Below are 22,591 nucleotides of genomic sequence, written 5' to 3' on the forward strand. Positions count from 1 at the left end.
ACCCAAGGTAAATTAACGAAATGCAATGACATCTGCGGCAGAAAGACCGTGGTAGACACTGTGGTAACAGGTAAATTCCACCTGCTGCCCCTCTTGCAGTGACTTATTTTTATTGTTGGCAATCGCCATGCGATTCACATAAAGATCGCTGCCGCCGTCACTCGGGGAAATAAAACCATAGCCTTTGGCTTGGTTATACCATTTTACTCGTCCGGTTTTTAACATCATATTTTTATATTCCTTTGTTGTTGAGCATCAACGGACGCTTTTCTGTGCGCCGGATACTGTTGCTCAATCGTGTCTTCAATAAACAACCTCTTTTGAGCCGTTTTAAAAACCCGCATCGCTGCGGGTTCAGAATTGATCAGTTTGCGAGTCAGGGGAATCAGCAATAATCTGAATTTATCCCGCCTTGGCACCGACTATGCGGTTCTTACAGCGCAACCACGTTGGCAGCAGCTGGCCCACGCGGGCTATCCTGAATGGTGTACTCTACACGCTGGCCTTCTGCCAGAGTTTTGAAACCTTCAGAAGCAATCGCAGAGAAGTGAACAAATACATCTTTTCCGCCATCGTGCTGCTCAATAAAACCAAAACCTTTGCTCTCGTTGAACCATTTAACCTGACCAGTTTTCTTGGACATTTTATTACCTTTAAATTTTTAATCACATTACCGTAACGGCATTATTAGCCAGGGCAGAAACGTCATTTATGGAGGGTACAACGAGAGGGGGTTCAACCTGGAAGCAAAATCGATACGATGGCTTGGAGGGAGGGCTTAACTCTAATTGGATCACTTAACGCATAAATAGGCCTGCTCACAGGCAGGCCATCATTTACGCATATTCGCAGGGCGTTAGCAACGCTTTTTACTATCGTCCCTCAACGCGGGATGTAAAGTTATATCGCCACGGTGGACATTACCCGTTACTTTGCCTTTTAGGCGCACTATTTTTTTATCTGCGCGATCAGTTTATCCAGTAGCGCGGTGGCTTGCGCACTCTCCATAACGGCATTGACCGGCAAATACCACCATGAGGCTTGGGCAAAGGCGCGGCACTTCACTGCATCTTTTTCCGTCATCAATAGCGTCTCACCGGCGGGAGTTAATGTGGCCAGTTGGTCTGGCTGGTAGGCCTGATGATCGGCAAAGGGTACGCGATGCTTAATCTGTACACCCAACGCTTCCAGCGTGGCAAAAAAGCGTGGCGGATGGCCAATGCCCGCCATTGCTACCACGTGCGGCAGGCTGGCAGCGGCGCGCCGCTCGCCGGTCAGCAGGTTTACGGCCATGCCGGCGTGCAGCGTCATGGCAATCTCCCCTGGCTGGGCCTGCCCACCGTTGGTGATCACCGCATCCACTGAGCGCAAGCGTCCGGCGCGCTCACGCATCGGCCCGGCCGGTAACCACCAGCCATTTCCGAAACGACGCACGCCATCCACCACCACAATCTCTGCGTCCCGTTGCAGGGCATAGTGTTGCAGGCCGTCATCGGTCACTACGATGTCAACCTGCTCTGCCAGCAGCGCCTCGACCGCCTCACGGCGTTTTGGCGCGACGGCCACCGGCGCACCGGTACGTTGGAAGATCAGAACCGGCTCATCCCCTGCCTTCTGGGTGGAGGTCTCTGCGGTCACACGCAGCGGATAGTGCTCCGCTTTGCCGCCATAACCACGTGAGACCACCCCCACCTTCAAGCCACGCTGCTGGAGTTGCTCCACCAGCCAGATCACCACCGGCGTTTTGCCGTTGCCGCCGGCCGTCAGGTTGCCCACCACCACCACCGGCACTGGGGCTTGCCAGCTTTTGCGCCAACCCCAGCGATAACTCAGGCGAATCAACGTGGAGATGGCGCCATACAACCAGGAGAGCGGCAGCAGCAGCAGATAGAGGGGCGAGCGCCCGGCCCAGATCTTCTCAATCATTGGCCGAACTGCATCCGGTGCAGCTGGGCATACACGCCGCTCTGCGCCAGCAAATCAGCGTGATTGCCGCGCTCCACAATTCGACCATCTTCCACCACCAGAATCTCATCGGCGCTCTCAATGGTGGAGAGGCGGTGAGCAATCACCAGCGAGGTTCGGTTTTTTTGCAGCTCATCCAGCGCCTTCTGGATAGCGCGCTCAGACTCTGTATCCAGCGCGGAGGTGGCCTCATCCAGAATCAGTACCGGGCAGTCACGCAGCAGCGCACGGGCAATCGCGATACGCTGGCGCTGGCCGCCAGAGAGCATCACGCCGTTTTCGCCAATGACCGTATCCAGACCATTATCCATCTTCTCAATGAAGTCCATGGCGTAGGCCATGCGCGCTGCCTGCTCAATCTGCTCGCGGCTGTAGCGCTCCTGGCTGGCATAGGCAATGTTATTGGCAATGGTGTCATTGAACAGGTGCACATTCTGCGACACCAGCGCCACCTGCCGGCGCAATGACGCCAGGGTATATTCGCGCAGGTCATGCCCATCCATCAGGATCTCGCCTTCCTGGACGTCATAGAAGCGCGTCATCAGGCTGGCGATGGTGGATTTACCGGAGCCAGAGCGGCCAACCAGTGCCACCGTTTTGCCAGCCGGAATGTGCAGGTTGATGTCACGCAGGGCCGGGATATCTTTGCCAGGGTAGCTGAAGGTGACGTGGCGGAACTCAATCTCGCCAATAGCACGCGTGACCTGACGGCTGCCCTCGTCTTTCTCCTGTTCCATGTCTAGGATAGAGAACAGCGTCTGGCAGGCCGCCATGCCGCGCTGGAACTGGGCATTGACGTTAGTCAAAGATTTCAGCGGGCGCATCAGGGCGATCATTGAGGAGAAGACCACGGTAATGGTGCCGGCCGTCAGGGTCTCCATCACGCTCGGGAAACTGGCGGCATACAGCACGAAGGCCAGTGCCAGCGAGGCGATCAGCTGGATGATAGGATCGGAGATAGAAGAGGCAGAAACCATTTTCATGCCTTGTTGGCGCATGCGGTTGCTTACCTGATCAAAACGTTCGGTTTCCACTTGCTGGCCACCAAAGATCAGCACCTCTTTATGCCCTTTCAACATCTGTTCGGCGCTGGTGGTCACCTGCCCCATCGTGTTCTGCATGTTTTTGCTGATGTTGCGGAAACGCTTGGAGACTACCCGGATCGCAATTGAGACAATCGGCGCAATCACAATCAGGATCAGCGAAAGCTGCCAACTGTAGTAGAACATCAAGGTAAACAGACCAATGATGGAGGCCCCCTCGCGTACTACGGTAATCAGCGCGCTGGAGGAAGAAGAGGCAACCTGCTCGGAGTCATAGGTGATGCGTGAGAGCAGTGTGCCGGTGGATTGCTGGTCAAAGAAGGAGACCGGCATTCCCATCATGTGGCTGAACAGGCGACGACGCATATGCATGACCACTTTGCCCGATACCCATGAGATACAGTAGCTTGAAACAAAGCTGGTGATGCCGCGTACCAGCATCAATCCAATAACGGCCAACGGCATCCACAGCAGGATGGAGCTGTCCGCCTTGCCGAAACCATTGTCGAGCAGTGGCTTCAGGAGCGACAGCATAAAGGTATCACTGGCCGCATTAAGAATCAGTGCGATGGCCGCTGCGATCAGGCCTGTTTTAAACGGTGCGATCATCGGCCAGAGGCGACGAAAGGTCTGCCAGGTGGAGAGATCTTTATCATTCATCATGCAATTAACCAGCTTCGAAAGTAATAGCGGCTCATTCTACTCATTATCCTTCTGTACGCCAAACCGCTGGTGATACCAACGTGGCACTATTTGCTCGCGGAAACCCTGTAATTCCCAACTATCGGGTGAAAAAAGTACAGACAATTGTCCCGATCGTGAGGTATCACGCCACGGAATACCTGCCGCCTGATAGCGCCGCCGAACCCGAATGGAGGGCAATCGCCAGGCGTTATAGCGTGAGGCGGAGGCGATGGCGATCTGGGGCTGGACTGCCCGCAGGAACGGCGCAATAGAGGAGGTATTGCTGCCATGGTGTGGCGCTTGCAGGATGGTTGCCACCAGTGCCGGGCGCTGTTCGCGCAATAGCTGCTGCTCCGCCTCCCGTTCAATATCACCCGTCAGCAACAGATGGTGGGTGCCATCTGAAACCTTTACCACGCAGGAGTCATTATTGCCCGCCTGTTCCGCCAGCCTTTTCGGCCACAGCGCCTGAAAATGCAACCCGCGCCACTGCCACTGTTCGCCCTGCTGGCAGGGCAAGCCCGGCAGGCCGCGCTGTGATGAACGGAGGGTAGCATGGGGAAAGGCTTTCTGCAGCGCTGCCAGCCCACCCTGATGATCAAGATGGGCGTGGCTGATGATGATCTCTTCAAGGGTAACGTGACGCCAGCGTAGAAAAGGCAAGATAGTCTGCTCGGCGCTACTGCCACCCGGCCAGCGGTTGCCGGTGTCATAGAGCACGCCCCGTCCCTCCTTCTCTATTAACACTGCCAGTCCGTGGCCAATATCCAGCATGTCCACTCGCCACTGCGCAGCAGGTGGGGCATTAAGATGCATAATGATCACCCCGGTTAACACTATCACTGGCACTGCCTGTTTCACTATGCCAAGGCGCCAGACCACGACGGCCAGCCAGCCTGCCCCACTCCAGTAGAGCGCGCGCTGATCCCACTCTATCCAGCCTGACTGTAACAACGTCAGTGGTGCTAATGCCCAGCCCAGAACACCATCCGCCCCCTGCCACAATGTACCGGCGATGGCCGGCAGCCACAGCAGACAGAGGGCGAGCAGGATCAGTGGCACCACCAGAAAAGAGACCAAGGGCACGGCCCATAGGTTCGCCGGCAAAGAAGCCAGACTCAGGCCATGAAAGATGGCGATTTGCAAAGGCACCAGTAACATAAACATGCAGAGCTGCAGATGCAGCCAGCGCAGGCCAAGCCATCGCCAACCTCTGGCATAGCGCACTGGCAATGGGCACCAGTGAAACCAGAACAGCAGCGCGCCGACGGCAAAACAGGAGAGCCAGAAACTGTCTGACAGCACCATCAAAGGGTCCACCGCCAAAATCAGCGCCATCGTCCATAGCCCTACCTGCCAGCCGCTGCACCGGATGGCACACAGCCGCAATAGCAACCACAGGCCAAGTGCAATCCCGCTCCTTATCGCCGGCGGATTGACGCCAGAGAGCATGATATAGAGTAGAGCCACTGCCCCGCTTAACAGCAGTGGAAAGCGATGACCGATATAGCGCCCTGGCAGCAGAATCTGTAGCCCACGCGCCAGCACCCAGCCAAAAAGCGCCGCCATGCCAATATGCAACCCTGAAATCGCCATCAAGTGAGCAACGCCAGTCTGTTGAAGCAGCAATTTGGTTTCGCGATCCAGAAAGCGGCTCTCCCCAAATGCCAGTGCCAGTAGGATGCCCTGATGGTGGGTCGCTGGCAGGATACGCTGGGCATACTGGATCACCCGCTGACGCCAACCGCATGATAAATCCAATGGCGTGGCAGTGATGACCCTGCCCTCCAACAGCTGGTGGCGTGCCATTGCCCAGCGTTGGCGATCAAAACCACCCTCATTTAACTGGCTATGCACGGGACGCAGTGCCATCTGCAACTGCCAGGTTTGTCCGCCGCACCTTACAGTATCCTGAGGTGGCCACTCTACCCATGCCGTTATCGGTGGGAACAACCCCTGTCCCTCTACCTGATGGAGGGTGATGGCATACCGCTCCTCCGGCACGTCATTGAGAACCAGCGAAGTGATCCTACCCTGCACATTCACCTGATGCTGATAAAGTCTGTCTACCTGCTTTAGCGACAGATGGGCGTGGATAAGTGACCAGACTAACGCCAGCAGCATCACTCCCAGCCAACACACCGCTGGCTTGGGCGCAACATAGCTGCCTGCCAGCGTCAGGACGAGCAGTGCTGGGCAGACCCATAATGGTGGCAGCGTATGCCACAGCAGCAAAGGCAGGGTGCCGATAATAACGGCTGATGAGATCTGGTTAATTGACAGCTTGATACCCCACCCCGCTATAAAGACTTCACTGGAGAAGCAGTGTGCAGCAAGCCGCACAGGGTAAGTTGAGGAAAAAAGCAGAGGTGGAATCTGGCAGGGAAAGAAAAAAAGCACGCACTGGCGTTACAACTCATTTTGAGAGCGGCTTTCCAAAGATACTTTTTTCAAACATAAAAAAACGGCGCCCAAGGGCGCCGTTTCATAATCTCTAAGGCAATAACTTTATGCCATCATATCAGGCATAAATGTTCGCGCGGTCGCGCAACTCTTTACCTGGTTTGAAGTGCGGGACATATTTGCCGTCCAACTCCACTTTGTCACCAGTTTTAGGGTTACGCCCGATACGCGGCGCACGGTAGTGAAGTGAAAAACTGCCGAATCCGCGAATTTCAATGCGTTCACCTTCAGCCAGCGTACCGGCCATATGCTCAAGCATCTCTTTCACTGCATCTTCAACGGCTTTCGCCGGAATATGAGATTGCTGGCCAGCAAGTCTTTCAATGAGTTCAGACTTGGTCATGTTTCCTCCAAGCTTTGCAGCTTAACTACCGTTTCGGGGCGGCAAGGCCGCCCCCCGTCATTACTCGCCTTTAGCCGCTTTGAAAGCTTCAGCCATAGCGTTAGAGAAGTTACCTTCTTCCTGTTTGTTGTTAACAGAAGCGATGGCATCTTTCTCGTCAGCTTCGTCCTTAGCACGGACGGACAGGCTTACAACGCGGTTCTTACGGTCAACGCCGGTGAATTTAGCTTCAACTTCGTCGCCTACATTCAGAACCAGAGTTGCATCTTCAACGCGGTCGCGAGAAGCTTCAGATGCACGCAGGTAGCCTTCTACGCCGCCCGCTAATTCAACTGTAGCACCTTTAGCGTCTACTGCAGTGACTTTACCAGTAACAATAGCACCTTTCTTGTTCATAGACAGGTAGTTATTGAACGGGTCTTCCGCCAGCTGCTTAACGCCCAGGGAGATACGCTCGCGCTCTGCGTCAACTTGCAGAACAACCGCTGCGATTTCGTCGCCTTTTTTGTATTCACGTACTGCTTCTTCGCCTGCAACGTTCCAGGAGATGTCAGACAGGTGAACCAGGCCGTCGATGCCGCCGTCCAGGCCGATGAAGATACCGAAGTCAGTGATAGACTTGATTTTACCTTCAACGCGGTCGCCCTTGTTGTGGGTTTCTGCAAACTGCTGCCACGGGTTGGCTTTGCACTGTTTCAGACCCAGGGAGATACGACGACGCTCTTCGTCGATGTCCAGAACCATGACTTCCACTACGTCGCCAACGTTAACAACTTTGGACGGGTGGATGTTTTTGTTGGTCCAATCCATTTCGGAAACGTGTACCAGGCCTTCAACGCCTTCTTCGATTTCAACGAAGCAGCCGTAGTCAGTCAGGTTGGTTACACGGCCGGTCAGCTTGGTGCCTTCCGGGTAGCGCTTAGCGATAGCAACCCACGGATCTTCGCCCAGCTGTTTCAGGCCCAGGGAGACACGGGTACGCTCGCGGTCGAACTTCAGCACCTTAACAGTGATTTCGTCGCCAACGTTGACGATTTCGCTCGGATGCTTAACGCGTTTCCACGCCATGTCAGTGATGTGCAGCAGGCCGTCAACGCCGCCCAGATCAACGAATGCACCGTAGTCAGTGAGGTTCTTAACGATACCTTTAACTTCCATGCCTTCCTGCAGGTTTTCCAGCAGCTGATCGCGCTCTGCGCTGTTCTCGGATTCGATGACCGCACGGCGAGAAACAACAACGTTGTTGCGCTTCTGGTCCAGCTTGATGACTTTGAACTCAAGCTCTTTGCCTTCAAGGTGCAGCGTGTCGCGAACCGGACGCACGTCAACCAGGGAACCTGGCAGGAACGCACGGATACCGTTCAGCTCAACGGTGAAGCCGCCTTTCACTTTACCGTTGATAACACCGGTAACAGTCGCTGCTTCTTCGTAAGCTTTTTCCAGCATCAGCCATGCTTCGTGACGTTTCGCTTTCTCGCGGGACAGCAGGGTTTCACCGAAACCGTCTTCTACCGCGTCCAGAGCCACGTCTACTTCGTCACCAACCTGGATTTCCAGCTCGCCCTGTGCGTTTTTGAATTGCTCAGCCGGGATGGCAGATTCAGACTTCAGGCCAGCGTCAACCAGCACTACGTCTTTATCGATAGCAACAACAACGCCACGAACGATGGAACCCGGACGGGTTTCGATTTCTTTTAAGGATTCTTCAAAGAGTTGAGCAAAAGATTCAGTCATGTTGATAATCTTTAGGTTCTTAAGTTTAACGTCCATCTAGCATCCCGCCGGATGGGGTTGTTTCACATGCCCCGCCACCGTTCCTGGCAGCAGGGTACTAAATTCAGTGAGCGCGACGCTTATTTCTGTGGCAGTGCCAGTACGTCATGGGCGTAAGCCAACGCTTTTTCAATCACTTCATGGATGGACATGCTGGTCGAATCCAGCAACAGGGCATCAGAAGCAGGCACCAGCGGTGCAATCGCGCGGTTGCGATCGCGGTCGTCACGCTCTTTTATCTCGGCTAAAAGACGTTCAAAGTTAACACTAAAGCCCTTTTCCTGCAACTGTAGCATGCGCCGACGTGCACGTTCTTCCGCGCTGGCGTCCAAAAATATTTTTACTGGCGCGTCAGGAAAGACCACCGTGCCCATGTCGCGGCCATCGGCAATCAGGCCAGGTGCCTCACGGAAGGCGCGCTGGCGGCGCAGCAGCGCTTCACGCACCCGCGGGAAGGCAGCGGCCTGAGAGGCGGTATTGCCCACGGTTTCCGTGCGGATCTCATTGCTGACATCCTCACCTTCCAGGATCACTTCAAGCTGCCCGTTGCGCGAGATGAACTGCACGTCAAGGTGAGCGGCCAGCGGCACCAAGGCCTCCTCGGACTGGATATCGACCTGGTGGTGCAGCGCAGCCAGCGCCAGCACGCGGTAGATGGCACCAGAGTCCAGCAGATGCCAGCCTAATGACTCCGCCAGCGCTTTGCACAGCGTACCTTTACCGGCACCACTTGGCCCATCAACGGTAATCACCGGGGCTGTAACCGTCATATCTCACTCCTTTAGATCGGGGAAACCCGCTTTATTACTCAGTAGGCTACTTCAGCCGCAGCATTATACGCTGCCTGACGCATAACTGTTACCTTTCGCGCGCGCAGTTGCTGAAATTACCCCCATAAACTGTCAGAGAGTGTAGAAGATAGACAAAATCTGTGGGGAGGGAGAATAAACGGGCATAATTTGCCCGTTTTGTTCATATTATGCCGGTTGGCTCAGTGAAGCCAGGCGGTCAAAGTAGTCTGGGAAGGTTTTGGCAGTACATTTTGGATCGAGGATAGTCACCGGTGTTTCAGAGAGCGCCACCAGCGAGAAGCACATCGCCATGCGGTGATCGTCGTAGGTGCCAATCTCCGCGTACTGCAGTGCCGCCGGCGGCACTACGCGGATGTAGTCATGCCCCTCCTCCACCTCAGCGCCCACCTTGCGCAGCTCTGTCGCCATCGCCGCCAGACGGTCAGTTTCTTTCACCCGCCAATTGTAGATATTGCGGATGGTGGTCTCCCCTTGGGCAAAGAGCGCGGTGGTCGCGATGGTCATTGCCGCATCCGGGATGGCATTCATATCCATGTCGATGCCATGTAACTCGTGGCGGCTGCACTCAATGTAGCTGTCGCCCCACGTGATGCGCGCGCCCATCTTCTCCAGCACGTCGGCAAAGTGGATATCTCCCTGCATACTGTGGCGGCCAATGCCGGTCACGCGCACGGTGCCGCCCTTGATCGCCGCAGCCGCGAGGAAGTAGGAGGCGGAAGAGGCATCGCCCTCCACCAGATATTCGCCGGGTGCCTGATAAGTCTGCTGGCCCTTGATGTGGAAGACGCGGTACTCATCATTCACCACTTCAATGCCAAAGCTCTTCATCATGTTGAGCGTGATGTCGATATAGGGCTTTGAGACCAGCTCACCCTTGATGCGGATCGCCGTATCACGTGCCGCCAGCGGCGCGGTCATCAGCAGGGCCGTCAGAAACTGGCTGGAGACACTGCCATCAACGGCAATATCACCGCCGTTGAACCCACCACGCAGTCGCAGCGGCGGATAGTTTTCCTGCTCCAGATAGTCAACCTGCGCGCCGCCCTGACGCAGGGCCTCCACCAGGTGGCCGATTGGCCGCTCTTTCATGCGCGGCTCGCCGGTCAACGTGATGTCGCCGTCCGCGAGACAAAGCGCCGCCGCCAGTGGGCGCATGGCCGTTCCCGCATTGCCCAGGAACAGCTCCAACGCCTGCGCGCTGCGCAGTGGCCCAGCTTGCCCTTCCACCTCACAGCGGGTGCGATCGGCCGAGAGGCGAAACGCCACGCCCAATTTCTCCAGGGCGTTGAGCATATGGCGCACGTCATCACTGTCGAGCAGGTTGGTCAGGGTCGTGGTGCCTTGCGCCAGCGCCGCCAGCAGCAGCGCACGGTTGGACACACTTTTTGAGCCTGGAAGGTTGACGGTGCCATCAATTTTGGCAATCGGCTGTAGGGTTAACGAGTCCTGCATGTAAAACACACTCTCCAAATACTTTGCTATAAAAGAACCCCGGTTTGAGCCGGGGTTCCTGAAAATCAACGGGTTATCAGAACATGCCCGCAGCCTTACAGGTGCGGGCCGGCGATTAGCCGTGGCGACGCTCGAAGTCCGCCATGAATTCGGTCAGGGCTTTCACGCCCTCAATCGGCATCGCGTTGTAGATGGACGCGCGCATGCCGCCCACCACACGGTGGCCCTTCAGAGCGTGGAGGCCCGCCTTCACGGACTCGTCCAGGAAGACTTTGTCCAGCGCCGCGTCAGCCAGTTGGAAGGGAACGTTCATCCAAGAGCGGTTCGCCTGGGCCACTTCGTTGCGGTAGAAGTCGCTCTGATCGATGACACCATACAGCAATTCCGCCTTGGCTTTGTTACGTTTTTCCATCTCCAGCAGGCCGCCCTGCTCTTTCAGCCACTTAAATACCATGCCGGAGAGATACCAGGCAAAGGTCGGCGGCGTATTGAACATGGAGTCGTTCTCAGCCAGCACCTTGTAATCAAGGATGGAGGGCAGCTCGGTTTTTGCTTTGCCCAGCAGGTCTTCCCGCACAATCACTAGCGTCAGGCCAGCCGGGCCGACGTTTTTTTGCGCACCGGCATAAATTACACCGAAACGGCTGACGTCAATTGGACGTGAAAGGATAGAGGAGGAGTAGTCCGCTACCACCACTTTGTCACCAAAATCGGGCATATCGTGAATGGCCAGGCCGTCAATGGTTTCGTTCGGGCAGTAGTGGACGTAGGCGGCGTCATCACGCAGCGCCCACTCGCTCATTGGCGTGATAGCGTGGCGGCCATCGACAGACGTTTTCACGTCCAGCACATTTGGCTTGCAATATTTCTGCGCCTCTTTTACCGCGCTGTGTGCCCAGTAGCCACCGTCAACATAGTCGGCCGTGGTGTGGTCACCCAGCAGGTTCAGCGGCACTGCGGCGAACTGCGCGCGCGCGCCACCGTGGCAGAACAGCACCTTATAGTTGTCCGGGATCTTCAGCAGGTCTCGCAGGTCACGCTCCGACTCTTCCGCCACCTGGATAAACTCTTTACTGCGGTGGCTGATCTCCATCACGGAGGTGCCCAGCCCATGCCAGTTGCAGAGCTCCTGCTCGGCACGACGCAAAACTTCGACCGGCAGCATGGCCGGACCCGCACTAAAATTGAAAACCTGAGTCATTTCCCTTCACCATTCACGATAAGATAACTGTTATGTATGACCACCAGCCTTCGGTTTTATCATCCGAATCGGCGGCCTGCAACGGTTATCGCTCCCGGCGGGGCACCCTGGCAGAAACCAGAACAAGATCCTCTTCTTATACTCTGCCTGCCACGATGGCTCCCGGTTTGATGATCCCCCGTGGCAGGGCGTTAATCTGGCAGGATATGCTGATTTCAGCCTACCCGGCGGTGGGTCAACGCAGCCACCCACTTGTCACTTTTACATTGCGGGCACTGATATGACTCGCCGGCTTTCAGGTGATGGATCAGGCTGCACTGATGGCAGGCGTAGTCACCCTCTTTTGTCGCACGGGTCATAAAGGTGATGTAATCGGCGGGCATCACGGGCAGCCCCGGCTTTACCTCCTCTGGCTCAAAGAAGAAGACGCTGATGCCGCCGTTGACCTCCAGCACCGCCAGTCGTACCTGCCCCAAATGCTCAACGCCAGCCAGCCGCAGCTCCATAAAAAACTCATCGTGAGTAATGTTACGCTTTTTCATGGTCTTCCACTCAAACTGACCGTTGCGCACCAGCATCAGCGGCTTGCCCTCCATCCAGTTCTGTACATGCCGGTTGTAGGACATCAGCTTGGTCGCTAGACGATAGAACACCATGATAGAGGCAAACACCATGAACACCGGCAGTAATGGCACATCGTCATAGAAGGTGACGTCTCCTGCCGCCGAGCCGAGGGTCAGGATGATCAGCACCTCAAATAGCGACATCTGCCTGACACCCCGCCGGCCACTGACTTTAAGGAACAGAAACACCAGCACAAAGGTGAACAGGCAACGAGCCGCGACTTCCGCCAGGAACTCCAGCGGGAACTTGTCCAGCGCCATCCGTTGAAGATCAAACGCTTTCATCTTGCTTTCCTTAGAAAAGGCCATGACCAGATGCCGACAATCTACGGTCTGCGGTGGCTGCTTGGCAATCTTTTGCCCCGTTCCCGCCAACGTCATCACACACGGGCTATTGGATGGCGAAAAAACAATCTTTTTATTGCCCCCTTTGCCATGATCAATCCGTGGAGCTGAAGAATAAAAGTCCGTATCATGGCGCCTTTCAGTACGATGATAAAAAGTGATCCCCATGACCCAAACCTTTATTCCCGGCAAAGACGCGGCACTGGAAGACTCCATTGCACGTTTCCAGAAAAAGCTGACCGATTTAGGCTTCAACATTGAAGAGGCCTCCTGGCTGAATCCGGTGCCTCACGTCTGGTCGGTGCACATTCGCGATCGCGACTGCCCGCTCTGCTTCACTAACGGCAAGGGCGCCAGCAAGAAAGCCGCGCTGGCCTCGGCGCTGGGCGAGTATTTCGAACGCCTCTCCACCAACTATTTCTTCGCCGACTTCTATCTGGGCAAAGCGATCGCCGAGGGCGAATTCGTTCACTACCCTAATGAGAAATGGTTCCCGATCCCAGAAGACAACAGCCTGCCGGAAGGGATTCTGGATGCGCGTCTGCATGACTTCTACGATCCGGATCAGGCGCTGTCTGGCAGCGATCTGATTGACCTGCAATCCGGCAATGCGGCGCGTGGCATCTGCGCCCTGCCCTTCACCCGCCAGTCGGATGAGCAGACCGTTTATATCCCGATGAATATCATCGGTAACCTCTATGTGTCGAACGGCATGTCCGCCGGTAACACCGCCAATGAGGCACGCGTACAGGGTCTCTCTGAAGTATTCGAGCGCTATGTGAAAAACCGCATCATCGCGGAATCCATCAGCCTGCCGGCCATCCCGGAAGACGTGCTCGCGCGCTACCCTGGCGTGGTTGAGGCCATCGCCAAGCTGGAAGAGGAAGGTTTCCCGATCCTGGCCTATGACGCCTCGTTGGGCGGCCAGTACCCAGTAATTTGTGTCGTGCTGTTCAACCCGACCAATGGCACCTGCTTCGCCTCCTTTGGCGCACACCCGGACTTTGGCGTGGCACTGGAGCGTACTGTTACTGAGCTGCTGCAGGGCCGCAGCCTGAAAGATCTGGATGTCTTCACGCCGCCTACCTTCGATGACGAAGAGGTCGCGGAACATGCCAACCTGGAGACCCACTTTATCGACTCCAGCGGCCTGATCTCTTGGGATATGTTCAAGCAGGACGCGGACTACGCGTTCGCTGACTGGGACTTCAGCGGCACGACCGAAGAGGAGTTCGCAACCCTGATGGCCATCTTCCAGCAAGAAGATGCCGAGGTATATATCGCGGATTATGAGCACCTGGGCGTGTACGCCTGCCGTATTCTGGTGCCGGGCATGTCGGATATCTACCCGGCAGAAGATCTGTTGCTGGCTAACAACAGCATGGGTGCCCCGCTGCGTGAGAAGCTGCTGGCGCTGCCGGACAGCGACTGGAGCCGCGAAGAGTATCTGGCGCTGATCCAAGAGCTGGACGACGAGGGTATGGATGACTTTACCCGCGTGCGTGAACTGCTTGGTCTGGCGACCGGCAAAGACAATGGCTGGTACACACTGCGCATTGGCGAGCTGAAATCCATGCTGGCCCTGGCGGGTGGCGATCTGGATCAGGCGCTGATTTGGGCGGAGTGGACACAGGAGTTCAACGCTTCTGTCTTCACGCCAGAGCGCAGCAACTACTACCGTTGCCTGCAAACCCTGCTGCTGCTGGCGCAGGAGCCAGAGCGCGAGCCAGCACAGTACTATGCTGCCTTTGTGAAGATGTATGGTCAGGAAGCAGTGGATCAGGCTTCCGCCGCCCTGAGTGGCGAAGCGCGTTTCCATGGGCTGTTTGCCATTGATGCTGAGCTTCAGGCCCTGCCAGCCCATCAGGCGTTGCTGGCGGCTTATGAGAAGCTACAACAGGCTAAGCGTCGCCACTGGGCGTAATGTCAGGCTGATGCCCCTGCTTTAAGGTGCCATTCTCAAGCCCCGGTAATGCATAACATTACCGGGGCTTTTTATTTATCCCACTTTTCTACACCTTAGGAGAAATTAATTTCCAGCCCGACTCATACCCTTCAGCTACGTTAATGATGACGTGTAAATGTTAATTATAAATTAAATTTATCGCACGGAAGAGGCTTGAAATAATACATTTATCTATTAGAGTTAAACTGATCTTTGATTTACACCCCCTACCAATCAAAAAAATATATAAAAGTTAAAATAAATTTAATACATATAAATCAAAGAATTAATTATAAAAATAAAGAAAATCTTATGACGGATGTGGATGCGCTCAGTGCGTTTATGATCTAAATCAATTTTTATCGATCATGGCTTTGTTAGTATCTCTTTGCACTGTCTTAACCTATCAGAGAGAGTTAGTGTGAACGCTGACAACCCTTTCAATTTACTGCTTCCACCCGCAATGGCAAAAGTTGCCGAAGATGCGGGTGTCTATAAAGCGACTAAGCATCCGCTCACCACTTTTTATTTAGCGATTACCGCGGGTGTGTTTATCTCAATTGCGTTTGTTTTCTATATTACTGCCACTACCGGCACCGCTGGCGTACCTTACGGCCTCGCCAAATTGGTCGGCGGCCTCTGCTTCTCCTTGGGCCTGATGCTGGTGATTGTCGGCGGTGCGGATCTGTTTACCTCCACGGTGCTGATCGTCGTCGCCAAGGCCAGTCGGCGCATCACATGGGGGCAACTGGTTCGTAACTGGGTCAATGTTTACCTTGGCAACCTGGTGGGCGCCCTCTTCTTCGTCGCCCTGATGTGGTACTCCGGAGAATATATGGTTGCCAATGGGCAGTGGGGCCTGAATGTGCTCCAGACGGCCGATCACAAAGTCCACCATACCTTCATAGAAGCCGTCTGTCTCGGCACTCTGGCGAACCTGATGGTCTGTCTGGCGGTGTGGATGAGCTACTCTGGCCGTACCCTGACGGACAAGTGCCTGGCGATGTTGCTGCCAGTAGGCATGTTTGTCGCCAGCGGTTTTGAGCACAGCATCGCCAACATGTTCCTCATCCCCTTTGGCATCGTCATCAAGAATTTTGCCACGCCGGAGTTCTGGCAAGCCGTCGGCGCCAGCCCGGAGCAGTTTTCCCACCTCACCATCAGCAACTTTATTGTCGACAACCTGATCCCAGTGACGCTCGGCAACATCATCGGCGGCGGGGTGCTGGTAGGACTGACGTACTGGGCAATCTATTTACGTGGCGGTAATCACCACTGACCGGTGATTACGTCACTGCGGGTTTACAAAGAAATCCATATTTTAAGGTAGGTGCAATATGTCCGAACTTAATGAAAAACTGGCAAGTGCATGGGAAGGCTTCCAACAGGGCGAATGGCAGAATACCGTCAATGTCCGTGACTTCATCCAGAAAAACTACACCCCTTATGAAGGCGATGAGTCCTTCCTGGCGGGCGCAACCGAGGCGACCACTGCCCTGTGGGCACAGGTAATGGAAGGCGTCAAAATTGAGAACCGCACCCATGCGCCGGTTGATTTTGACACCCACGTCGCCTCTACCATCACCTCACACGATGCTGGCTACATCCAGAAAGGGCTGGAAAAAATTGTTGGCCTGCAAACGGATGCCCCGCTGAAACGCGCGCTGATTCCCTTTGGCGGCATCAAAATGGTGGAGGGTTCCTGCAAGGTCTATGGTCGTGAACTCGATCCGCAGCTGAAAAAAGTTTTCACCGAATACCGCAAAACCCACAACCAGGGCGTATTTGATGTCTATACCCCAGACATCCTGCGCTGCCGTAAATCTGGTGTGCTGACTGGCCTGCCAGATGCCTATGGCCGTGGCCGCATCATCGGCGATTATCGTCGTGTGGCACTGTATGGTATCGATTTCCTGATGGCGGACAAATTCGCCCAGTTCAAATCCCTGCAGGCAAAACTGGAAAACGGCGAAGATCTGGAGATGACTATCCAGCTGCGTGAAGAGATCGCGGAGCAACACCGCGCGCTGGCGCAGATGAAAGAGATGGCTGCCAAATATGGCTATGACATCTCTGTCCCGGCGAAAAACGCGCAGGAAGCCGTACAGTGGACCTACTTTGGCTATCTGGCTGCGGTGAAATCGCAGAACGGCGCCGCCATGTCCTTTGGCCGTGTCTCCACCTTCCTTGATGTCTATATCGAACGTGACATCAAAGCCGGCACCCTGACTGAACAGCAGGCGCAGGAGCTGATCGACCATCTGGTGATGAAACTGCGTATGGTGCGCTTCCTGCGTACGCCGGAGTACGATGAACTCTTCTCTGGCGACCCAATCTGGGCCACCGAATCCCTGGCAGGGATGGGCGTGGATGGGCGTACGCTAGTCACCAAAAACAGCTTCCGCTTCCTGAACACGCTCTACACCATGGGTCCGTCGCCGGAACCTAACATGACCATCCTGTGGTCGGAAAAACTGCCTCTCAACTTCAAGAAGTTTGCGGCCAAAGTCTCCATCGACACCTCATCCGTACAGTATGAGAACGATGACCTGATGCGTCCTGACTTCAATAACGATGACTACGCTATCGCCTGCTGTGTTAGCCCGATGATTGTCGGCAAACAGATGCAGTTCTTTGGCGCCCGCGCCAACCTGGCGAAAACCATGCTGTATGCAATTAACGGCGGCATGGATGAGAAGCTGAAAATGCAGGTCGGCCCGAAAGAAGCGCCGATGATGGATGACGTGCTGGACTATGACAAAGTCATGGAGCGCCTGGATCACTTTATGGATTGGTTGGCGAAACAGTACGTTACTGCGCTGAACATCATCCATTACATGCATGACAAATACAGCTACGAAGCCGCATTGATGGCGCTGCACGATCGTGACGTCTACCGTACCATGGCATGTGGTATCGCTGGTCTGTCAGTGGCTGCCGACTCCCTGTCAGCGATTAAGTATGCCAAGGTGTCAACCATCCGTGATGAAGATGGCCTGGCCGTGGACTTCAAGATTGAGGGGGAATACCCGCAATTTGGTAACAACGATCCGCGCGTGGATGACATCGCCTGCGATCTGGTTGAGCGCTTCATGAAGAAAATTCAGAAGTTGCGCACCTATCGTCATGCCGTGCCGACCCAGTCAGTGCTGACCATCACCTCCAACGTGGTATACGGCAAAAAAACCGGCAATACCCCGGATGGCCGCCGTGCTGGCCAGCCGTTTGGCCCTGGTGCCAACCCGATGCATGGTCGTGACCAGAAAGGTGCGGTAGCGTCCTTGACCTCGGTGGCTAAACTGCCGTTTGCCTACGCGAAGGATGGGATCTCATATACCTTCTCCATCGTGCCGAACGCGCTGGGCAAAGATGATGATGTACGCAAGGCCAACCTGGCAGGTCTGATGGATGGTTACTTCCACCATGAAGCCTCCATTGAGGGCGGCCAGCATCTGAACGTCAACGTCATGAACCGCGAAATGCTGCTGGATGCGATGGAACACCCGGAGAAATATCCGCAACTGACCATCCGCGTTTCTGGTTATGCCGTTCGCTTCAACTCGCTGACCAAAGAGCAACAGCAAGACGTGATTACCCGTACCTTTACCAAGTCGCTGTAATCATAAATGGCCAAAAGCTCCAGGGACGGAGCTTTTCCCCCCCACCCTCTGTTCACCCCTTCATTTCCCCGACCGGGTGACGGGTTTGCCGGGCATCCACTGCTCTGGGTATCAGGCAAAACCGTTATTCCTCGCCAGGCAGATATCACCTGATATCTTGTGTATCGCTGCACCTCCCCTGGCGTGATTCAGACTGCATTTGAACAGTCACATTTTGGAGAGCCCGCAATGTCAGTAAAAGGTCGTATCCACTCTTTTGAATCCTGCGGCACAGTAGATGGCCCCGGCATTCGCTTTATTGTGTTTTTCCAGGGCTGTTTGATGCGCTGTCTTTACTGTCATAACCGCGATACCTGGAACACCCACGGCGGCAAAGAGATCACCGTCGAAGAGTTGATGAAGGAGGTGGTGACCTATCGCCACTTTATGAATGCTTCCGGCGGTGGGGTCACGGCGTCTGGCGGTGAAGCGATTTTACAGGCTGAATTTGTACGTGATTGGTTTCGTGCCTGCCAGACAGAGGGCATCAATACCTGTCTTGATACCAACGGCTTTGTCCGGCGCTACGATCCAGTAATTGATGAGCTACTGGACGTTACCGATTTAGTGATGCTGGATCTGAAACAGATGAATGATGATATCCACCAAAATCTGGTGGGGGTCTCGAATCATCGTACTCTGGACTTTGCCCGCTATCTGGCGAAGCGTAACCAGCGCACTTGGATCCGTTATGTGGTGGTGCCGGGTTGGTCTGATGATGATGACTCGGCGCATAGACTGGGCGAGTTTACCCGCGACATGGGGAATATTGAGAAGATTGAGCTGCTACCCTATCACGAGCTGGGTAAGCATAAATGGGTAGCGATGGGGGAAGAGTACAAACTGGATGGCGTCAGGCCGCCGCCAAAAGAGACTATGGATCGGGTGAAACAGATTCTGGAAGGGTATGGCCACAAAGTCATGTACTGACCACACCATACGATAACAGGGCGGTTATCCGCCCTGTCAGAAGCGTTACGCTGCTGCGAAAGGTGTCGGAGAGTGTCCCGGCTTTCTGAACAGCATAATCATGTAGATCAGTGCCACCGCAGCAATCATCACAAACAGCAGTTGATCTGAATAGTGCTGCATTAGCACGGCCGTCATGGTCGGGCCGGTCAGGCTGCCAATGGTATAGCTCATCAACAGCGCCTGATTCATTGCCACCAGCTCATGCTGCGGAATGCGTTCACAGGCCCAAGCCATTGCCACCGGATAAAGGGTAAAACCGGCACAGCCCAGAATAAACAGCGTAGGCGCCATCGCATAGCCACTCAGCATTGCCATGCACCCCAGGATGATAACAAACACCTGGATCCGCAGTACCAGCAAGCGCCCATAGCGATCGGCCAATCGGCCTACCGGCCACTGTCCAACAATGCCAGCACTCACCAGCAGTGCCATCCAGTAGCCCACGTTGCCGTCGCTCATCCCCTGATGCGACAGATAGAGCGGCATTAGGCCATACAGTGAGCCGAGCACGATACCGGAAATGATGCAGCCGTTGATGCCCAGACGGGCGTCACGACGCTTCAGCATCGGCCACACTGACGCCTGCGGTTGATTCAGGTCTTCATAGCCGAAAGCAGCGAAGAAGAGCGGCAGCATAGCCACCACAATCATAGCGGTCACCCACGGCAACACACTAAACAGTGCAGTCGGCATCATGCCCAAGACCAACTGCCCAGCCACGGTGCCGAGGTAGTAGGTCATCATGTAGGCGGCCAACAGTTGCCCACGGTTTTGTGCCGTGCCGCTGCGTAACAAGGCGCTTTCGACCACCACCCAAATCAAGGCACACCCAATCCCAGCAATGAAGCGGAAAGCCAACCAGCTCCAGAACTCTGTAGAGTAAGCCAGCCCTGCTGTCGCCAGGGAAAAGATAATGCACGAGAGGTAGTAGCTGCGGTTAAAACCGTAACGTTTGATGATGGCACCTGCCACCAGCGTACCGGCCAGGTTGCCGCAGAAATAGGATGAGCTTACCAGCCCAATCTGCCAGGTAGGTAACAACGCATGGGTCAGCCATAACGGCACCAGCGTATTCAATACCGCGATCGACACGGTCAACAATAATAGCCCACAGAGCAATAACAGCACTGGGCGAGAGTAGGCAGACATAATGGGTGATGATAAACACAAGAAGGAAAGTGCGCGCATCATGCCACCGAGCTGCGAAAAGTCAATTGGCTAAAAAAAGGCTCCCGCACAAAGTGTTACTTGATGATTGAAATTATTTATTAACTAATTCTTATTGAATGCCTGTGGAGATAACGCCAATTGGATATGCCCATGATAACAAGCAAATTTACATGCCCCACAGCCCCAACAACGCGCTTCGCTTAGCGCTGGATGATTTTCTTGATTAAAAAATATTGCCGAGCTGGGACAGGCCATTATGCAGAGTCGGCACCCGCCGGTGGTTTGCCCAAAACAGTGTTCGCGTATTATCGGACGTAGCCCTGTTTCCCTGTTACGGTCAGGTGCCAATGCGCCAGTGGGGCAAGCGGCAGTACACATCAGGCAGCCATCGCAGAAAGCGGTCTCTGGATCCAGTTCCGCTTTTCCTCCTGCCACCTTGATCATGCCTAATGGACATGCCGCCACGCAGGCACCGCAGCCATCACAACGTGCCAAAAACAGTGCGTCTGGCTGCGCCTGCGGCGGCCTGGCCGCCTGACGCACCGCGAGTGCTGGCTCAGGCCGCCCTGCTCGTAGCACGCTGCGCAGCAGACCACGGCGGCTGATCTGCCGGTGACTCAACCAGGCACGATAGTAACGCTCATTACGGGGCGACATTGTCTGTACCTGCTGCTGGCATCTGTGGCACCTCATGCTGCCAGCCGGCTAAAGTGATCATCGCCAACCTTGCCACGGCTTGATAGAAGGGGTGTTCGGCAGCAGCGGCCAGACGTGTCAGGTAGCGCTCTGACCACGGAAAAAGATGGCGGGTTAAAAAGTCATTCAGCAGGCAAGGCCGCTGTTCCGCCAGCCAGGCCGTCATCAACAGCAGCAGGCCAATGTGATCTTCTGGCTCCCGTGGGTTGTGCAGCATCTGAATCTGGTGCTCCGCTAACCAGTGGCGCAATGCCAATGTCGAATCACCAAACAACACCTCTTCCCTATCCAGATAGACCGAACCCCACGGCGGTGCGGCCAGTGCCTCTGGCCCAATAAACAGCCGCTGATACGCGGCTGTAAGTGACTCCTCAGCCTGCTGGGTAAATTGCCGAGCGACATAGGCCAGCTCCTCCGCAGTGCCATAGGGCCAGGACGCACACCAAGCTGGGTTGGCAAACAGTGGCGCAGTGGCCGAGAAGTCTGGCTGTTCAGGTGAGTGCAGCAGCAGTACACCGAGCAGGCGGCCTGTCATGGCGATGGCCTCCAGGACAACCGCGTGCTCCTCGCTTCCGGCCATCTCAACTCCCATACGCCATTCCTACGGTCATGTGTAGGCCATAAAAGAGGGAACGCCCCAGCAACTCTCCCGCCAGCACTAGCATAAAGCCCGCCATCATCCAGCCTATCGAAGGCGTTTTAGCTTTCAACAGAGGCACTAACCAGCAAGCCAGCCCTGTACTGAGCAGTATTAATCGTATCCCGGTCAGCGTGCCTATATCAGGGATCAGCGCCGCTGCATGCTGGACGGAACTTTGAATTTGCCCAAGGCTCGCCAACTGCCCAAAGCCAAAAACAGAGCTGGCGACCAACGCACAGAGCGCAACGGCCGGCAGCAGGCGCAAAGCCCCACTGATGCTGGCTCCGGCGGCATGAAGCAGCAGGTAGCCCAGCAGCGAACCGCCCAGTAGCGCCGTTAACAAGAAGCTGAGTGCCGTATAGGGCGTGTCCCAGGTAGGAACCGTTTCAATGGTGTAGACCCGGCACATGGCATAGAGAAAAATGGCCCCAATCAGCCCGGTAACAGCCAGCCAGCCCTGCCTGATCGATGGTGAAAGTTTGCCCAGCATGGCGAGCAACCAGTAGAGTCCACCCAGTGCAAAGAAGAGGGAGCCGCTGGCGATCTCCATGCTCAACGGCGACGTGCCAAGCTGGTTCAGTGCGTTTAGCGCGCGCAATGGCATGCCCAGATGCAGGATTGAGGCAGAGAAGGCGATGCCCATCATTAGCCACAGGTAAAGCATCTGCCAATGCAGCGCGCGTACCTGCGCCGCATCTTGCTCGCTGCGCCCCAGTGCCCATGCCATCACCCCAAAACCCCCTATGACGCACTGGCTGAGCACGGTAAAGAACACCAACGGCCATTCACTCCATCCGGTTCCCAT

General features: G+C 55.3%; 19 protein-coding genes. 4 read left to right on the forward strand and 15 right to left on the reverse strand.

Translation table 11 applies throughout. The features are described 5' to 3' along the window. Window positions 1-12: 12 nt before the first annotated feature. The 11 genes from ACK3SD_RS11350 to ACK3SD_RS11400 all read right to left on the reverse strand — a co-directional run bounded on the left by ACK3SD_RS11350 (window position 13) and on the right by ACK3SD_RS11400 (window position 12,644). A complete protein-coding gene (locus ACK3SD_RS11350) occupies window positions 13-228 on the reverse strand; it encodes a cold-shock protein (protein WP_137763651.1) in 216 nt (71 codons plus the stop codon). A 205-nt stretch (window positions 229-433) separates the two neighbouring features. Continuing rightward, complete coding sequence (cspE, locus tag ACK3SD_RS11355; RefSeq protein ID WP_137763652.1) at window positions 434-643, reverse strand: transcription antiterminator/RNA stability regulator CspE; 210 nt, start codon at window positions 641-643, stop codon at window positions 434-436. Between the two features lie 305 nt (window positions 644-948). Further along, window positions 949-1,926, reverse strand: a complete 978-nt coding sequence (lpxK, locus tag ACK3SD_RS11360; RefSeq protein WP_481125552.1) for a tetraacyldisaccharide 4'-kinase — start codon at window positions 1,924-1,926, stop codon at window positions 949-951. Beyond that, on the reverse strand, window positions 1,923-3,671 hold the full coding sequence (msbA, locus tag ACK3SD_RS11365; RefSeq protein WP_481125553.1) for a lipid A ABC transporter ATP-binding protein/permease MsbA: 1,749 nt from the start codon (window positions 3,669-3,671) through the stop codon (window positions 1,923-1,925). Before msbA ends, lpxK begins: the two co-directional genes overlap by 4 nt. Window positions 3,672-3,707: 36 nt before the next feature. After that, window positions 3,708-5,927: a ComEC family protein gene (locus ACK3SD_RS11370; RefSeq protein ID WP_481125554.1), complete on the reverse strand. Its 2,220-nt coding sequence runs from the start codon at window positions 5,925-5,927 to the stop codon at window positions 3,708-3,710. A gap of 286 nt (window positions 5,928-6,213) precedes the next feature. After that, window positions 6,214-6,498, reverse strand: a complete 285-nt coding sequence (gene ihfB / locus ACK3SD_RS11375) for an integration host factor subunit beta (RefSeq protein WP_137763655.1) — start codon at window positions 6,496-6,498, stop codon at window positions 6,214-6,216. A gap of 60 nt (window positions 6,499-6,558) precedes the next feature. After that, window positions 6,559-8,232: a 30S ribosomal protein S1 gene (gene rpsA, locus ACK3SD_RS11380; protein ID WP_481127539.1), complete on the reverse strand. Its 1,674-nt coding sequence runs from the start codon at window positions 8,230-8,232 to the stop codon at window positions 6,559-6,561. Window positions 8,233-8,351: 119 nt separating this feature from the next. Further along, window positions 8,352-9,041 carry a (d)CMP kinase gene (gene cmk, locus ACK3SD_RS11385; RefSeq protein WP_137763656.1) on the reverse strand — a complete coding sequence of 230 codons (690 nt, stop codon included), beginning with the start codon at window positions 9,039-9,041 and terminating at the stop codon, window positions 8,352-8,354. 207 nt (window positions 9,042-9,248) lie between these two features. Beyond that, window positions 9,249-10,535 (reverse strand): 3-phosphoshikimate 1-carboxyvinyltransferase, encoded by a 1,287-nt coding sequence (gene aroA, locus ACK3SD_RS11390; RefSeq protein ID WP_481125555.1) that lies wholly within the window; start codon window positions 10,533-10,535, stop codon window positions 9,249-9,251. Between the two features lie 115 nt (window positions 10,536-10,650). Beyond that, a complete protein-coding gene (gene serC / locus ACK3SD_RS11395; RefSeq protein ID WP_481125556.1) occupies window positions 10,651-11,736 on the reverse strand; it encodes a 3-phosphoserine/phosphohydroxythreonine transaminase in 1,086 nt (361 codons plus the stop codon). Window positions 11,737-11,951: 215 nt separating this feature from the next. Next, on the reverse strand, window positions 11,952-12,644 hold the full coding sequence (locus tag ACK3SD_RS11400; RefSeq protein ID WP_137763659.1) for a DUF421 domain-containing protein: 693 nt from the start codon (window positions 12,642-12,644) through the stop codon (window positions 11,952-11,954). Window positions 12,645-12,870: 226 nt separating this feature from the next. On the opposite strand from ACK3SD_RS11400, the gene ycaO reads away from it, so the two are divergent. From ycaO to pflA, 4 genes are all read left to right on the forward strand, one after another. Beyond that, window positions 12,871-14,628 carry a 30S ribosomal protein S12 methylthiotransferase accessory factor YcaO gene (gene ycaO / locus ACK3SD_RS11405; RefSeq protein WP_481125557.1) on the forward strand — a complete coding sequence of 586 codons (1,758 nt, stop codon included), beginning with the start codon at window positions 12,871-12,873 and terminating at the stop codon, window positions 14,626-14,628. Between the two features lie 442 nt (window positions 14,629-15,070). Continuing rightward, the gene (focA, locus tag ACK3SD_RS11410) at window positions 15,071-15,928 is read left to right on the forward strand and encodes a formate transporter FocA (protein WP_481125558.1); all 858 of its coding nucleotides are present in this window, start codon (window positions 15,071-15,073) and stop codon (window positions 15,926-15,928) included. Window positions 15,929-15,986: 58 nt separating this feature from the next. Beyond that, window positions 15,987-18,269 carry a formate C-acetyltransferase gene (gene pflB, locus ACK3SD_RS11415; protein ID WP_481125559.1) on the forward strand — a complete coding sequence of 761 codons (2,283 nt, stop codon included), beginning with the start codon at window positions 15,987-15,989 and terminating at the stop codon, window positions 18,267-18,269. 228 nt (window positions 18,270-18,497) lie between these two features. Next, on the forward strand, window positions 18,498-19,238 hold the full coding sequence (pflA, locus tag ACK3SD_RS11420) for a pyruvate formate lyase 1-activating protein (protein WP_137763663.1): 741 nt from the start codon (window positions 18,498-18,500) through the stop codon (window positions 19,236-19,238). Window positions 19,239-19,283: 45 nt separating this feature from the next. Here the strand turns inward: pflA and ACK3SD_RS11425 are convergent, their stop codons facing one another. The 4 genes from ACK3SD_RS11425 to ACK3SD_RS11440 form a co-directional block, all read right to left on the reverse strand. Beyond that, window positions 19,284-20,429, reverse strand: a complete 1,146-nt coding sequence (locus ACK3SD_RS11425; RefSeq protein WP_481125560.1) for an MFS transporter — start codon at window positions 20,427-20,429, stop codon at window positions 19,284-19,286. Between the two features lie 123 nt (window positions 20,430-20,552). After that, window positions 20,553-21,143 (reverse strand): 4Fe-4S dicluster domain-containing protein, encoded by a 591-nt coding sequence (locus ACK3SD_RS11430; RefSeq protein WP_481125561.1) that lies wholly within the window; start codon window positions 21,141-21,143, stop codon window positions 20,553-20,555. After that, window positions 21,094-21,738, reverse strand: a complete 645-nt coding sequence (gene dmsD / locus ACK3SD_RS11435) for a Tat proofreading chaperone DmsD (RefSeq protein WP_481125562.1) — start codon at window positions 21,736-21,738, stop codon at window positions 21,094-21,096. Before dmsD ends, ACK3SD_RS11430 begins: the two co-directional genes overlap by 50 nt. Beyond that, a complete protein-coding gene (locus ACK3SD_RS11440) occupies window positions 21,728-22,591 on the reverse strand; it encodes a DmsC/YnfH family molybdoenzyme membrane anchor subunit (RefSeq protein WP_481125563.1) in 864 nt (287 codons plus the stop codon). The genes dmsD and ACK3SD_RS11440 overlap by 11 nt, the downstream gene beginning before the upstream one ends.

It is taken from the genome of Chimaeribacter sp. YP20170169, assembly GCF_056739715.1.

Coding starts and splice junctions, on each gene's coding strand:
- ACK3SD_RS11350 (WP_137763651.1), bottom strand. CDS start 228: ATGATGTTAAAAACCGGACGAGTAAAATGGTATAACCAAGCCAAAGGC.
- cspE (WP_137763652.1), bottom strand. CDS start 643: ATGTCCAAGAAAACTGGTCAGGTTAAATGGTTCAACGAGAGCAAAGGT.
- lpxK (WP_481125552.1), bottom strand. CDS start 1,926: ATGATTGAGAAGATCTGGGCCGGGCGCTCGCCCCTCTATCTGCTGCTG.
- msbA (WP_481125553.1), bottom strand. CDS start 3,671: ATGATGAATGATAAAGATCTCTCCACCTGGCAGACCTTTCGTCGCCTC.
- ihfB (WP_137763655.1), bottom strand. CDS start 6,498: ATGACCAAGTCTGAACTCATTGAAAGACTTGCTGGCCAGCAATCTCAT.
- rpsA (WP_481127539.1), bottom strand. CDS start 8,232: ATGACTGAATCTTTTGCTCAACTCTTTGAAGAATCCTTAAAAGAAATC.
- cmk (WP_137763656.1), bottom strand. CDS start 9,041: ATGACGGTTACAGCCCCGGTGATTACCGTTGATGGGCCAAGTGGTGCC.
- aroA (WP_481125555.1), bottom strand. CDS start 10,535: ATGCAGGACTCGTTAACCCTACAGCCGATTGCCAAAATTGATGGCACC.
- serC (WP_481125556.1), bottom strand. CDS start 11,736: ATGACTCAGGTTTTCAATTTTAGTGCGGGTCCGGCCATGCTGCCGGTC.
- ACK3SD_RS11400 (WP_137763659.1), bottom strand. CDS start 12,644: ATGAAAGCGTTTGATCTTCAACGGATGGCGCTGGACAAGTTCCCGCTG.
- ycaO (WP_481125557.1), top strand. CDS start 12,871: ATGACCCAAACCTTTATTCCCGGCAAAGACGCGGCACTGGAAGACTCC.
- pflB (WP_481125559.1), top strand. CDS start 15,987: ATGTCCGAACTTAATGAAAAACTGGCAAGTGCATGGGAAGGCTTCCAA.
- pflA (WP_137763663.1), top strand. CDS start 18,498: ATGTCAGTAAAAGGTCGTATCCACTCTTTTGAATCCTGCGGCACAGTA.
- ACK3SD_RS11425 (WP_481125560.1), bottom strand. CDS start 20,429: ATGTCTGCCTACTCTCGCCCAGTGCTGTTATTGCTCTGTGGGCTATTA.
- ACK3SD_RS11430 (WP_481125561.1), bottom strand. CDS start 21,143: ATGAGGTGCCACAGATGCCAGCAGCAGGTACAGACAATGTCGCCCCGT.
- dmsD (WP_481125562.1), bottom strand. CDS start 21,738: ATGGGAGTTGAGATGGCCGGAAGCGAGGAGCACGCGGTTGTCCTGGAG.
- ACK3SD_RS11440 (WP_481125563.1), bottom strand. CDS start 22,591: ATGGGAACCGGATGGAGTGAATGGCCGTTGGTGTTCTTTACCGTGCTC.